Consider the following 12,299-nt stretch of genomic DNA (forward strand, 5'->3'; position numbering starts at 1 on the left):
GGTACCGGCCGCGCCGGTGGTGGGAACCGCCTCCGTCCGCCGGTCCGAAACAGCCCCGGAGCGGCCCGGCCGCGCTCAGATCGAGCGGTCGAGCTCGAGCACCGTACGCACGGCATCGGGGTCGCCGGCGGCCTCGATGCGGACCTGCTCGCGGCCGAAGGCGTGCAGCAGCAGTTCGGCGGGCGTCCCGGTGAGGGTCACCGCCGGACCCTCGCCGCCGCTCACCCGCACGCTGTCGCCGTCGGGCGTCGAGAGCTCCACGGGTACCGGTGATTTCCGGTAGGCCATCTTGGCCATCCGCCGCAGCGTCGACCACAGGCTGCGCTGATCCTCGGTGGACAGTTCGCGGGGCTCCCAGCCGGGCTGCGCGCGGCGCACATCCTCATGGTGGACGAACATTTCGGCGAGATTGGCGACGGCGTCCACCGGCCGCAACGGCGACCACCACGGCGGACCGGTGCGCACCTGCTCGAGCAGCTCGGGGAACGGCCGCTGCGCGGCCTTGTTCTGCACTTTCTCCAGGTATCCGGCGAACGCACGCACCATGATGCCCGGGGCGGCGTCGGGACGTCGCTCCCGCACCACCAGATGCGCGGCCAGATCTCGTACCGTCCACTGCCCGCACAGGGTGGCGGCATCGGGGCCTGCCGCCACCATTGTTTCGACCAGTGCACGGCGTTCACGCTGAGCCATGTTCACACGATGAATCTAGCCGAGACCCGGCCGCAGGGGAGGCGACGATCACCGAACCGGTTGCTCTGCGACAGAAGTGCTCTGTACTTTGTCATTCGGTCCATAGGGTCGTGGACCTGAAAATCACAGATGGGAACACCTTTGAAGAAGATTCTCACCGTTGCCGCCGTTCTGGTGGCGACCATCGGTTCGTTGCTCGCCGCCTCGGTGACGCCTGCGCACGCGCAGTACAGCAGCTACTACGGCGCCATCGCGGTGTCTCTGTCCACCGGCGACTACGGGTGGTCCTACGACTACGACAGCTACGCCGAGGCCGAGCAGGCCGCGGTGGACAGGTGCGGGGCGGGCGACTGCGTGGCGAAGATCTCCTGGCGCAACGGCTGTGGCGCACTGGCGGTTTCGGACAACTGGCTGAGCTACGGTTCCGGGTCCACCCGGTCGGCGGCGCGTTCGGAGGCGCTGGCCAACAACCCGGGCAATGCCTACATCGAGCACTGGAACTGCACTTCCGGCTACGGCCTGTGAGTTCGCACCGGTCACACCATCCGATCGGCGCCGAATTCGCCGACACCACTCGTAGGGGAATCAAGACTGTGAAAACTCTTCCATTCCGGGCCGCGGCCGCCATCGCGATGGCCGCAGCCGCCCTCACCTTCACCGCCTGCTCGTCCACTGAGGAGACCTCGACCGAGGCGGCCACCACCACCGAGGCGGCCGCGGAGTTCGAATCGGGCAAAACGCAGGACGGCCGGGAGGAGGGCAAGGCGCCCGTCACCACTCCGGCGCCGAATCTGCCCAAGCCCACCGCCGAAGAGCTCAACGACAAGATCAACCGGGCGCTCGACGGCTCGGTCGGCGAAGACGAGAAGCTGGCCTGGATCGAAGACGCCGAACAGGATCCGCAGCTCGTCGACAAGCTGGTCGAGGCTGCGAAGAAGAATGAGGTCACCGTCCAGATCACCAATGTCGGCGACCCCGCCGACGGCAAGGTGATCGCCGACGCCGATGTCACCATCGGGGGTAGCCCGGTAGAGAACGCGACGGTCGAATTCGTGGCTGAGGGCGATCAGTGGAAGATCGCGCACGGATTCGCCTGCAATATCGTGAAGTCCGCGCAGCTGGATTCCGCGGCCTGCCAGGCCGACTCCTGATCCACGGATAGATACGGAACCGCCGGCGGGCTTCGGGTCCGCCGGCGGTTCTTTCGTATCGGGGTGTCCGGGCCCGCCGGGCGGAGATCGCCCGGCGGCCGGCAGGTGTCAGACGCCGAGCACGGTCGGCACGATCATCGGCCGCCGACGGTATGTGTCGGCGACCCAGCGACCCACCATGCGCCGGACGGCCTGCGCGATGCGATGGGTATCGGTAACCCCCTCGGCGGCCAGGCGCAGCAACTCGGCCTCCACGAGTTCTGCCGCCGCCGCCAGAGCGGTGGGGTCGTCGGAGAATCCGCGGCCACTCACCTCCGGAGGGCTCACGGCTTTACCGGTGGTGACGTCGATGGCCACGGTGATGGCGATGAACCCGCCCTCACCCAGCACCAGCCGGTCCGACAGGGTGGATTCGCCGACATCGCCGACCGACAGGCCGTCGACGTAGACATGCCCGACCGGCACCCGCCCGACGATCGAGGCGATCCCGTCGACCAGATCCACCACCACACCGTCCTCGGCGAGCACCACCCGGTCCTCGGGCACACCGGTGGCGACCGCGAGGGCGGCGTTGGCGCGCAGATGCCGCCATTCGCCGTGGACGGGCATGGCATTGGTCGGGCGGACCGCGTTGTACAGGTAGAGCAGTTCCCCGGCCGAGGCGTGACCGGAGACGTGCACCTTCGCGTTCTGCTGCGTGATCACCGTGGCGCCCAGGCGTGCCAGCCCGTTGACGACGGTGAACACCGAGTTCTCGTTACCCGGGATGAGCGAGGACGCCAGCACCACGAGATCGTCGGCGCGGATATGGATCTGGCGGTGATCGCCGCGCGCCATCCGCGACAGCGCCGACAGCGGTTCACCCTGCGAACCGGTGGAGATGAGCACCAATTTGTCACCGGGCAGGGTGGCGGCCTGATCGAGATCGACCACCAGTCCGTCCGGCACCGTCAGATACCCCAGGTCCTGCGCGATCTGCATATTGCGGACCATGGACCGCCCGACGAAGCACACCCGGCGCCCGTACTTCTGCGCCACATCCACGACCTGCTGGATCCGGTGCACATGGCTGGCGAAGGAGGCGACGATGACCCGGTTGCGCGCCTTTCCGATCACGGTGTCCAGGACACCGCCGATCTCGCGCTCCGGCGTGACGAAACCGGGGACCTCGGCATTGGTGGAGTCCACCAGGAAGAGATCCACGCCCTCGTCACCGAGGCGGGAGAAACCGGCGAGATCGGTGAGGCGACCGTCGAGCGGCAGCTGGTCGAGTTTGATGTCACCGGTGTGCAGCACGGTTCCGGCCGGGGTGCGGATGGCCACCGCCAGCGCATCGGGAATCGAGTGGTTGACCGCGAAGTACTCGCAATCGAACGGGCCGTGCTCGGTGTGCTCTCCCTCGGTGACCTCGATCAGCCGCGGATGCAGCCGGTGTTCCCGGCATTTCGCGGCGACCAGCGCGAGGGTGAATTTCGAGCCGACGACGGGGATATCGGGACGCAGCCGCAGCAGGAACGGCACCGCGCCGATATGGTCCTCGTGCCCGTGGGTGAGGACCACCGCCGCCACATCGTCGATCCGGTCCTCGATCGGCCGGAAGTCCGGCAGGATCAGGTCCACGCCGGGCTGCTGATCCTCCGGGAACAGCACTCCGCAGTCGACGACCAGGAGTTTCCCGCCGAACTCGAACACCGTCATATTGCGCCCGATTTCGCCGATCCCGCCCAGCGCGAAAACGCGCAGCCCGTGACGAGGCAGTTTCGGTGGGAGCGAGAGCCGGTCCTGGGCGGCGGCCTCCGGGGTGACCGCGGGGGCCGGACGCGCGGATTCCGATCGGCCACGACCACTCTGGCGGCCGCGGCCGCGGCGGGGCCGATCCTTGGCGGGACGCGATTCCGCGGCGGCGGTTTCCGCGGCGGGCGCCGCGGCCGGCGGGGCGGGCTGCGCGGCCGGCGGCTCGGCGGCCTCGGCCGGGGGACGCGGCGGCTCGGCGGCCCGGGGCGCAGGCGTCGGTTCGGCCGGTGGGGCGGGAGCAGGTGCTCCGACGTCGCGTCGCGCGGTGCGACGGGGACGGCGAGGGGTGGGTTCGCTCATTCGAGGACCCCCGCGGCACGCAGGTCCGCCGCCAGATCCTCGAGCTGTTCCGGGCTCGGCATCACCTGCGGCAATCGCGGTTCGCCGACGTCGATGCCGAGCAACCGTAAACCTCCCTTGATCATCGCCACCCCGCCGAGCCGGGCCATCGCGGCATTGAGCCACAGCAGACTGGTATTGATATCCCGCGCGCGCACCACATCTCCGGCAGCGTAGGCGTCGACCATCTCGCGCAGCCGTTCGGGCACCAGATGCCCGATCACACTGATGAATCCGACCGCACCCATCGCCAGCCACGGCAGGTTCAACATATCGTCGCCGGAGTAGAAGGCGAGATCGGTTTCGGCGATGAGCGCCGCACCCGCGTTCAGATCGCCTTTGGCATCCTTCACGGCGACGATGCGCGGATGTTCGGCGAGGCGCCGGATCGTATCGGAGGCGATCGGGACCACCGATCTGGGTGGAATGTCGTACAGGGTCACCGGCAGATCGGTGGCATCGGCGACCGCGGTGAAGTGGGCGAACAGCCCCTCCTGGGTGGGGCGCGAATAGTACGGGGTGACGACCAGCAGGCCGTGCGCGCCCGCGCGCTGGGCGTTGCGGGCCAGTTCCATCGAATGCGCGGTGTCGTAGGTGCCGGCGCCGGCGATCACGGTGGCCCGGTTGCCGACCGCGTCGACCACCGCGCGCAGCAGGTCCGCCTTCTCCGATTCGGTGGTGGTGGGCGATTCACCCGTGGTGCCGGAGATCGCGAGCAGGTCGACACCCCGCTCGACCAGACGGTGTGCCAGGGCGACGCCGGTGTCTATGTCGAGCTTGCCCTCGGCGCTGAAGGGGGTCACCATCGCGACACCTACTGTGCCGGACGCGCTCGAGACCGGAGGCATCGATTCACCGTTCGTCATGGTCAGAAAGGCTACCCGGTCACCCGGTCCACCTCGACACCCTCGTCTGTGTTCTCCGCCGCCAGGAGCCGCCCGACATCATGATTGCTTCATATTGATGTCAACATTTCCTTGAAAGGCGTCAAATATGACGCCACACTGATGTCATGGACCTCAACCGCTATACCGACCGAATCCGCGCGGACCTGGTGGCCGCCGCGACCCTCGGCGACGAGAAGACGCAGGCCACAGCCGAGGCGCTCGCGACCGCCGTGGAGAACTCCGCCCGTCTGGCCCTGCTCTCGGCCCTGACCGAACTCGCCGATACCGTGACCGCCGAACTCGGCGACCGCACCGTGCGTGTCTCACTGCACGGGACGGAGGCGACCGTCGACGTGAGCCGGGCCGCCACCGGCGACAATCCCAGCTTCGAGGAGATGACGGGCGATATCAGCCGCGTCACCCTGCGCCTGGTCGAACAGGTCAAATCGCGGGCGGAGGAAGCCGCCGCGCAGAGTGGGCAATCGCTGAACTCGTGGATGTCGGGGGTGGTCTCCGGGGCCCTGCGTGATCAGATGCGCGGCGGTTACGGCGGTGGCAAGGGCGGTGGTTTCGGCGGCACCACCAAGGGCGGCGATTCGGTCTGATCCGCTGCCGGGTTCAGGCCGATACCAGAACCTCACCGGTGGTGGCGATCTCGATGCGCCGGTCGCCGCCGGGCGCGCTCGCCAGCACGGTCGCGATATGCCGGCGGCCGGGTGGCAGCACCCGCACGGTGACCGCTCCGGCGTTGGCGGCGTCCAGCTCCCGGGCGGCGAGCCGCACCACCTCCGCGCGCACCGCCGCGGTGGCATCGGCGAATCCGCCGTCATCCAGGAGCAGCACCTCCACTCCCCGCGAGCGCGCACCGCGTGCCGCGCTGTTGAGCTGATCGGTGACCAGCTGCGGTGCGCGCAGGCCGTCCCGCAGTTCGGCCTCCAGGAGCCGGCACTCCTCCCGTTCTGCGGGGGCGAGTTCGACTCCGCGCGCGATCCGTTCGAGCATGGGCCGCGCCACTTTGTCCAGGCGAGCCAGCTGCCGAACCCGTTCGGCGTGTTCCGCGTCCATCGTGGCCTCCGCGGCCGCGCGCATGGCGGCCTCGTCGTGCAGCAGGCGCAGCGAGCGCTGGGTGGGTCGCAGGATCAGCGCGCAGACCGAGGCCCCGACCAGCGTGGACAGGGCGATGATCGAGACGAATACCGAGCCCAGCGCGATTCCCAGGACGATATCGACAACCGCCAGGGTCGCGGTGACGGCCGCGGCGCCGGTCCAGGCCGCGCCGATCCGGCCGCGCAGCGCCAGGACCCCCAGCACGTAGGACGCCGCGAACGCCGCCCACGGCTGCCGCAACGCATCGTCGGTGAAGTTCAGATGGGTCAGGACCACGGCACCCGGCCCCACCGCGAGCACGACCGCCGTTGCCGGCCAGGGCAGCGGGTCGCCCGGCACCAGCAGCAGAATCGCGGCGGCTCCCAGCATCCCCGCGAACGCGACGGCCGCCTGAGCCGCCGGTACGTCGTGGAACGGCGGAACCATGTACAGCGTGATCGTCGCGACGAGCCCGGCCAGGAATACCCAGCCGGCCCGGCCGCGCATACCCAGCAGCGCCCGAAGTTCGATATCGGCCTCGTCCTCAGACATCGTCACCTCCCCCGGCACTGCCCCACATCAGGGTGACCGTCGTGCCCTCTCCGGGTTCCGATTCCACGAAACCGGCGCCGCCGGGCAGTTGCCGCATCCGGCCCAGGATGCTCACTGCGATCCCGAGCCGGTCGACCGGCACCGATACGCGGTCGAATCCGGCGCCGTCGTCGCGCATCACCACCTGTAGGCCGCCCGCGCCGACCGTCACGGTCACCATCCGCCGCACCGGACGTCCCGGAACACAGGCGTGGCGCAGGCTGTTGCGGGCGGCCTCGGCCAGCGCCGCGGCCAGGGTGCCCGCCACCTCGACCGGCATCCGGAGATCCCCGCCGTTGCCGTCCCGGCGGGCGGCGAAGTCGATACCGGTATTCACTTCGTGCACCGCCGACCGCAGGAACCCGATCACCGACCGCGCGTCCAGGTGGTCGGCGTCGCTGTCGGTGACCCGGGTGGCGTCGAGCCGGTCCAGGGTGCGTCCGGCCTGTTCCCGCAGGACCGGCGAGGTAGCGCCACCCCGGGACGCGTCGAGCAGTGTCGAGAGCACCGCGTCGTGGATGAGCGCGGCGAACCGCGCCCGCTCCCGTTCCCGCGCCGCGGTGCCCGCCACCGCGGCCGCGCGTTCGCCCTCGATCGCCGATTCCCGGTCGACCCGCACCCCGGCGGCCCTGGCGTAGACGACGCACCAGAGGAACAGCACGCACAACCCCGCGTGCCGGGCGAAATTGTCGACCGCATGGAGTACGGAGGTGTCGTCGAACATGACGAAAAGGGCGGCGCCGGGAATCGCGCACGCCACCACGAGATAGATACCGGCCGGCCAGGGCCGCCAGCCCAGCGCGGCGGCCAGCACCCCCACGGTGATCAGCCGATGCGCCCAGATCGGGCCGGGTGCCTCAGCGACCTCGTAGTAGAACACCATCACCAGCACCATCGCGGTGAGATAACCCAGTGCGGCCGCGGCGGCGACCGGCCGGATCAGCCGGGGCCCCGCGACGAGGGACACCACCGCCAGAACCGGCAGCATGCCGAAGGCCACCGGCACGGTGATCAGCGTCCAGACCACCGGGATGTGACGGTGCTGGACGACGATCTCCGGCAGTTCCAGCACCCCGGCGCTGGTCCCCACCAATCCGATGACCAAGCCGAACCGGCGGACGATCCGGTCGGCGGCCGATTCGGGCCCGGTCTCGCGGGACCGGGCGACCCGGGCCCGCAACGACCGCGGCAGCGACGGCCGCCGCAACACCGCGGCGAGCCGCGACGCCGGACCGGATCCCGTGTCCGCGGCGCCCACCGCAGACGTCGCGTTCATGACCGGCGATGCTCGGGCACGGGCAGCCAGCCGTCCTCGACCGCCCGCTTGTACAGATCGGTTTTCGTGGGCGCCGGACGTCCCGCGTCGGAATACTTCTGCCGGATCCGGCCCAGATAATCGTTCACGGTCTGCTCGGACAGCCCGGTGAGCCGCGCGACCCGCGATGCCTTCTCCCCCGACGCGTACAGGGTGAGCACCTCCTCCTGCCGCGGGCTCAAACCCACGCGGGACAGCTGCGGGTCGCCGTCGATCGCGGCGGCCCAATCGGTGGTCACCACCTGCGCGCCGGACGCCGCGGCACGCACCGCGGCCACCACCGCGGCCACGTCCTCCGATTTACGCACCACGCCCAGTACACCCGCCCGGGCCGCCGACCGCACCAGAAAGGCGTTCTCGGCGCCGGTGAACACCAGCACCTCGATTCCGTTGTCGCGCAGCGTCCGGACATTGTCCTCGGGGGCGGAATCGTCGGCGAGGCGCAGATCGAGCACCGCCAGGTCCAAGGCAGGCACGCCGCCGATCCGGCAATCCGGATGTGCGAGCAGATCGGCCACCGTCCCGGCCGTGGCCACCAGGTTCAGGTCCGGTTGCGGCCCGAGCATCGCGGCCACTCCGATCGCCACCGATTCGTGGTCTTCCACCAGCCCGATCCGGCGGGGCGCACCCATCTCCGCGACACTGTCGGTCACCTCACAACTCCCCTCGGGCACAGTCGTTCTCTGCACAGAGTATGGCGGGCCGGACGCGTGACGGTCAGCCCCCGATTCCAGGGGACCGCCGACCCGGTCCCACCAATCGCGTGGCCGGCACGGCGTCTTCCCGGCAGCGCGGTACCGGTCGCCGCGCCTCCGGACCCGGAACCGGAGCGAGTGCCGCGGCCGTCAGGGCGTGCCTGCGCGGGTGGCGGTGGCGGCCAGGGTCGTGTAGTCCATCGTGAAAGTTCCACCCAGAGCGTCGAGGGCGTTCCCGGTCGCGTCGAGGATCTCGGCCAGCTGATCCGGACGGAGCCGGGTGAGGCCGCCCGTGGTGGGCAGCAGCTCCAGCCATTGGTCCCGCGTATAGGACCGCTGCCAGTCGAATCGCCACTGTTCGGGATCGCCGAACCGCCCGGTCTCGCGAATCCGGTCGGCGAATTGCGCGTATCCCGCTTCGTAGAGCTCGAGTGGACGTCGTGCCGGTTGGCCGCTGAACGGGGAGTCCGGCACCACTCGCCGGAACGCGGCGGCGAACGGTTCCGCCACCTCGGCCGGCGGTTCGTACACGTGACCGAAATCGCCAGCCGGCCCCCAGGGCGGAGTACACCGGCCGCCTTCGCGGCACCGGCGGCCGGATCCACCCAATGCCACGACTGCGCGGCGATGACCGCGTCGAACATCCGCCCGTCCGGCTCCCATGCCTCGAAGGTCGCCACCTCGACCCGCACGCCACGGGCTCGGGCGAAGTCGGCCATCCGCGGATCGGGTTCGACGCCGAGCACCGTGCACCCCGCGGCCTGGAACTGGCGGGCCGCGATACCGGTACCGCAGCCGACGTCGAGCACCGACACCCCGGGAGCCCCGGAGCGGATCCGTGCCACCAAGGCGTCGGGGTAGCCGGGTCGGGCCCGGTCGTAGCGCTGCGCGTCCGCACCGAACCCCGTGGCCATCCGCTGGGACTCCCCCGGACCGGCAGCGGAGGGCTCCGGCTGCTCTCGCGGTAAAATGGGCATGCGCCCACCTTAATGGGCGCATGCCCACTGCGCAAAGATCGCGGTGTATCGACGGACGAAGGGATCAGCGAGTGCCGACCGGGATCCACCTGCACGACGCACGGCAGCAACTGTTCGACGCCGCCGACCGGATACTGCTGCGAGACGGTCCGAACGGACTGACCAGCCGGGCCGTCACCGATGAGGCCGGCTGCGCCAAAGGCGTGCTGCACCGGCACTTCACCGACTTCGACGCCTTCCTCACCGAGCTCGTGCTCGACCGGGCGGCACAGCTCGAAGCGCAGGCGAGCGCACTGCGCGCCGCCGCCGGCACGGATACGGTGGCCGCCAATCTGACCAGCGCACTGACCACCCTGTTCGGACCGGTTCCGGTGGCGATCATTCCGCTCATCACCTTCCGTGACGAACTGCGCGCCCGGTTACGCCGGGCCAGACCGGGCGGCGGAATGGCGGTCCTCGCCGAGGCGACGACCGCGATCTCCATCTATCTGGCCGAAGAGCGCGAACTGGGCCGCATCGCAGCCGACGCGGATATCGACTCCCTCACCCTCTCACTGGTCGGTGGGGGGCACCTGTTGTTCACCGACCGCGACCCCGGCCCGCCGGCTCCCTCAGCGGTCGAAAAGTTCGTGGCAGCGGTAATCGCCGACGCCGTGCAACGACGACCGGCCTGAGCCCTCCCGGCACCGGGCAGCCCTCACTCCCCCATCAGCTGTGCCGCGACGGTCGCGCCGAGTTCCCAGCAGGCTTCCAGATCGCCCTTGGCCGGCTTGCCCGACACCGCCACGTAGTCGGCGGCCTTCACCCACCCGAGTCCGGTCGTGATGGAGGTGACGCCGCGCTCCGCGCCCTCGGTGCCCTCGTTACCGTGCAGGTACAGGCCGAACGGCCGCCCGCGCGTCGAATCGAGGCAGGGGTAGTAGACGACATCGAATGCGTGCTTGAGGCCACCGCTCATGTATCCGAGGTTCGCCGGGGTGCCGAGAACGTACCCGTCGGCCGCCAGCACGTCGGTCGGCGATACGGCCAGCGCGGCCCGGCGCACGACCTCCACCCCCTCGATCTCCGGGTCGGTCGCACCGGATACCACGGCTTCGAACATCGCCTGCATGAACGGAGACGGCGTGTGATGGATGATCAGCAACCTGGGCACAGCGCCGAGCCTAACCCCGCTCGAGTTTCTCCAGCTCGACCGCGCGCCGCATCGTCTCACGCGCCCGGCCGCGGTCGCCGGCGTAGTCGTAGGCGCGGGCCAGCCGGTAGGAGACGCGCCAGTTGTCGGGGTCGGCCTCCCATTCCTTGCGCACCGTCGAGAACAGCTCGTCGGCGGCGGAACGCTCGATCCGGCCGGACGGCCGGCGCGGCAGCTCGGAGACATCCAATTCCAGGCCCTCGTCCCGGATCCGGCGGGCCAGCCGCTGATGGTCCAGCGCCGACCGGATCGTGGAGTAGACCATCCACACCCCCAGCAGGGGCAGGATCAGCACTCCGATACCGAGACCGACCGCCGCGGGGTCACCGGAGGTGATCAGCTCGACGGCGATGCGCCCCAGCCACAAGAAGTAGAAGATCAACGCGAGGACCAGCGCGGCCACCAGGACGATGATCTTCAGCGAAGACCGGTCCTGCTCCGGTTCGCCCGGCCCGCCCGCGGATTCGCTCACAGATCGAGGAAAGGGTCGAGTCCGACGGTCAGCCCCGGGACCTGCCCGATCCGCCGCACTCCGAGCAGCACCCCCGGCGCGAACGACGAGCGGTCGATCGAATCGTGGCGGATGGTGAGCGTTTCGCCCTGGGTGCCGAACAGCACCTCCTGATGGGCGACCAGCCCCGCCAGCCGCACCGAATGCACCCGCACACCGTCGACCTCGGCCCCGCGCGCACCCTCGAGTTCGGTGCTGGTCGCGTCCGGGATGGGCCCCGCCCCCGCCTGCTTTCGAGCCTCGGCGATGAGTCCCGCCGTCCGGTAGGCGGTACCGGACGGCGCGTCGGCCTTGTTCGGGTGATGCAACTCGATCACCTCGACCGATTCGAAGAACCGCGCCGCCTGTTCGGCGAACCGCATCGACAGCACCGCACCGATCGCGAAGTTCGGCGCGATCAGCACCCCGGTCTCCGGCCGGTCCGCCAGCCAACCCCGCACCTCGGTCAGCCGGGAATCGTCGAACCCGGTGGTACCCACCACCGCGTGGATCCCGTTCTCCACCAGGAACCGCAGATTGCCCATCACCACATCCGGATGGGTGAAATCGACGACCACCTGGGCTCCGGCCTCGGTGAAACGGGACAGCGAATCATCCTTGTCCACCGCGGCGACCAACTCGAGATCCGCGGCCGCCTCGACCGCCGCACAGATGGCCAGCCCCACCTTGCCCCGCGCCCCCAGCACACCAACCCGAATCGGCGCCGTCACCACACCACTCCTACCTGTCGCCCGACCATCGACCCGAGCCTACTGGCGCGAGCCCACCACACCCTCCACCCCTCCCCGCCACGCCGCCCGCCCAAGCCAAGCCGTCCACGCATGCCACGCCGCCCGCCCACGCCACCGCCCGCGCATGCCACACCGTCCGCGCATGCCACACCGTCCGCGCATGACCCTGCCACCCACCACCTCATCCGGATGCGCCACTCCCCAGAGTCGGGCCACCCTCCCGGCGCCGAGTTCAGCGAGGCCCTGAAAGGGTTCGGCCCGCGTCGCCTGTCAGCACGCGAGACAATGCGCCGCCTGTCGAGGCTCGTGCTTCCGGTTGTCCGGCGTCGGCGTGATC

14 protein-coding genes are annotated in these 12,299 nt (G+C 69.9%); 4 read left to right on the forward strand and 10 right to left on the reverse strand.

What is annotated here, in order from left to right; genetic code table 11:
• Positions 1-75: 75 nt before the first annotated feature.
• Complete coding sequence (locus AB0F41_RS28020; RefSeq protein WP_357428918.1) at positions 76-699, reverse strand: TIGR03085 family metal-binding protein; 624 nt, start codon at positions 697-699, stop codon at positions 76-78.
• 123 nt (positions 700-822) lie between these two features.
• On the opposite strand from AB0F41_RS28020, the gene AB0F41_RS28025 reads away from it, so the two are divergent.
• Both AB0F41_RS28025 and AB0F41_RS28030 read left to right on the forward strand, forming a co-directional pair.
• On the forward strand, positions 823-1,218 hold the full coding sequence (locus tag AB0F41_RS28025) for a DUF4189 domain-containing protein (RefSeq protein WP_357428919.1): 396 nt from the start codon (positions 823-825) through the stop codon (positions 1,216-1,218).
• Positions 1,219-1,286: 68 nt separating this feature from the next.
• Positions 1,287-1,844: a hypothetical protein gene (locus AB0F41_RS28030; protein WP_357428920.1), complete on the forward strand. Its 558-nt coding sequence runs from the start codon at positions 1,287-1,289 to the stop codon at positions 1,842-1,844.
• A gap of 108 nt (positions 1,845-1,952) precedes the next feature.
• Here the strand turns inward: AB0F41_RS28030 and AB0F41_RS28035 are convergent, their stop codons facing one another.
• Positions 1,953-3,938, reverse strand: coding sequence for a ribonuclease J (locus tag AB0F41_RS28035; RefSeq protein WP_357428922.1), 1,986 nt, complete (start codon positions 3,936-3,938; stop codon positions 1,953-1,955).
• Positions 3,935-4,843 (reverse strand): 4-hydroxy-tetrahydrodipicolinate synthase, encoded by a 909-nt coding sequence (dapA, locus tag AB0F41_RS28040; protein ID WP_357428924.1) that lies wholly within the window; start codon positions 4,841-4,843, stop codon positions 3,935-3,937. The genes AB0F41_RS28035 and dapA overlap by 4 nt, the downstream gene beginning before the upstream one ends.
• Positions 4,844-4,989: 146 nt before the next feature.
• Between dapA and AB0F41_RS28045 the strand changes: the two genes are divergently transcribed.
• Positions 4,990-5,469, forward strand: a complete 480-nt coding sequence (locus AB0F41_RS28045) for a hypothetical protein (protein ID WP_357428926.1) — start codon at positions 4,990-4,992, stop codon at positions 5,467-5,469.
• 13 nt (positions 5,470-5,482) lie between these two features.
• Here the strand turns inward: AB0F41_RS28045 and AB0F41_RS28050 are convergent, their stop codons facing one another.
• Genes AB0F41_RS28050 through AB0F41_RS28065 form a run of 4 tightly spaced genes read right to left on the reverse strand, consistent with a single transcriptional unit; the run spans position 5,483 to position 9,465 of the window.
• Positions 5,483-6,502, reverse strand: a complete 1,020-nt coding sequence (locus AB0F41_RS28050) for a hypothetical protein (protein WP_357428928.1) — start codon at positions 6,500-6,502, stop codon at positions 5,483-5,485.
• Positions 6,495-7,817, reverse strand: coding sequence for an ATP-binding protein (locus AB0F41_RS28055; RefSeq protein ID WP_357428930.1), 1,323 nt, complete (start codon positions 7,815-7,817; stop codon positions 6,495-6,497). The genes AB0F41_RS28050 and AB0F41_RS28055 overlap by 8 nt, the downstream gene beginning before the upstream one ends.
• Positions 7,814-8,488, reverse strand: a complete 675-nt coding sequence (locus AB0F41_RS28060; protein WP_357428945.1) for a LuxR C-terminal-related transcriptional regulator — start codon at positions 8,486-8,488, stop codon at positions 7,814-7,816. The genes AB0F41_RS28055 and AB0F41_RS28060 overlap by 4 nt, the downstream gene beginning before the upstream one ends.
• 17 nt (positions 8,489-8,505) lie before the next feature.
• Entirely contained in the window at positions 8,506-9,465 is a 960-nt protein-coding gene (locus tag AB0F41_RS28065; RefSeq protein WP_357428947.1) for a class I SAM-dependent methyltransferase, read from the reverse strand.
• A 134-nt stretch (positions 9,466-9,599) separates the two neighbouring features.
• On the opposite strand from AB0F41_RS28065, the gene AB0F41_RS28070 reads away from it, so the two are divergent.
• Positions 9,600-10,202, forward strand: a complete 603-nt coding sequence (locus tag AB0F41_RS28070) for a TetR/AcrR family transcriptional regulator (RefSeq protein ID WP_357428932.1) — start codon at positions 9,600-9,602, stop codon at positions 10,200-10,202.
• 23 nt (positions 10,203-10,225) lie between these two features.
• On the opposite strand, the gene AB0F41_RS28075 is transcribed toward AB0F41_RS28070, so the two are convergent.
• The 3 genes from AB0F41_RS28075 to dapB are packed head-to-tail and all read right to left on the reverse strand — an operon-like array spanning position 10,226 to position 11,941.
• Positions 10,226-10,681, reverse strand: coding sequence for a flavodoxin family protein (locus tag AB0F41_RS28075; protein ID WP_357428934.1), 456 nt, complete (start codon positions 10,679-10,681; stop codon positions 10,226-10,228).
• 10 nt (positions 10,682-10,691) lie between these two features.
• Positions 10,692-11,192 (reverse strand): hypothetical protein, encoded by a 501-nt coding sequence (locus tag AB0F41_RS28080; RefSeq protein ID WP_357428936.1) that lies wholly within the window; start codon positions 11,190-11,192, stop codon positions 10,692-10,694.
• On the reverse strand, positions 11,189-11,941 hold the full coding sequence (dapB, locus tag AB0F41_RS28085) for a 4-hydroxy-tetrahydrodipicolinate reductase (RefSeq protein ID WP_357428937.1): 753 nt from the start codon (positions 11,939-11,941) through the stop codon (positions 11,189-11,191). Before dapB ends, AB0F41_RS28080 begins: the two co-directional genes overlap by 4 nt.
• Positions 11,942-12,299: the final 358 nt, after the last annotated feature.

The sequence above is a fragment of the Nocardia sp. NPDC024068 genome (assembly GCF_040638875.1).
In the GTDB taxonomy this organism is placed as follows: Bacteria; Actinomycetota; Actinomycetes; order Mycobacteriales; family Mycobacteriaceae; genus Nocardia.

Bases quoted from the DNA above. Each gene is read 5' to 3' on its own strand.
- AB0F41_RS28065 (WP_357428947.1), bottom strand. From the start codon at position 9,465: ATGGCCACGGGGTTCGGTGCGGACGCGCAGCGCTACGACCGGGCCCGA.
- AB0F41_RS28050 (WP_357428928.1), bottom strand. From the start codon at position 6,502: ATGTCTGAGGACGAGGCCGATATCGAACTTCGGGCGCTGCTGGGTATG.
- AB0F41_RS28035 (WP_357428922.1), bottom strand. From the start codon at position 3,938: ATGAGCGAACCCACCCCTCGCCGTCCCCGTCGCACCGCGCGACGCGAC.
- dapA (WP_357428924.1), bottom strand. From the start codon at position 4,843: ATGACGAACGGTGAATCGATGCCTCCGGTCTCGAGCGCGTCCGGCACA.
- AB0F41_RS28025 (WP_357428919.1), top strand. From the start codon at position 823: ATGGGAACACCTTTGAAGAAGATTCTCACCGTTGCCGCCGTTCTGGTG.
- AB0F41_RS28060 (WP_357428945.1), bottom strand. From the start codon at position 8,488: ATGGGTGCGCCCCGCCGGATCGGGCTGGTGGAAGACCACGAATCGGTG.
- AB0F41_RS28055 (WP_357428930.1), bottom strand. From the start codon at position 7,817: ATGAACGCGACGTCTGCGGTGGGCGCCGCGGACACGGGATCCGGTCCG.
- AB0F41_RS28045 (WP_357428926.1), top strand. From the start codon at position 4,990: ATGGACCTCAACCGCTATACCGACCGAATCCGCGCGGACCTGGTGGCC.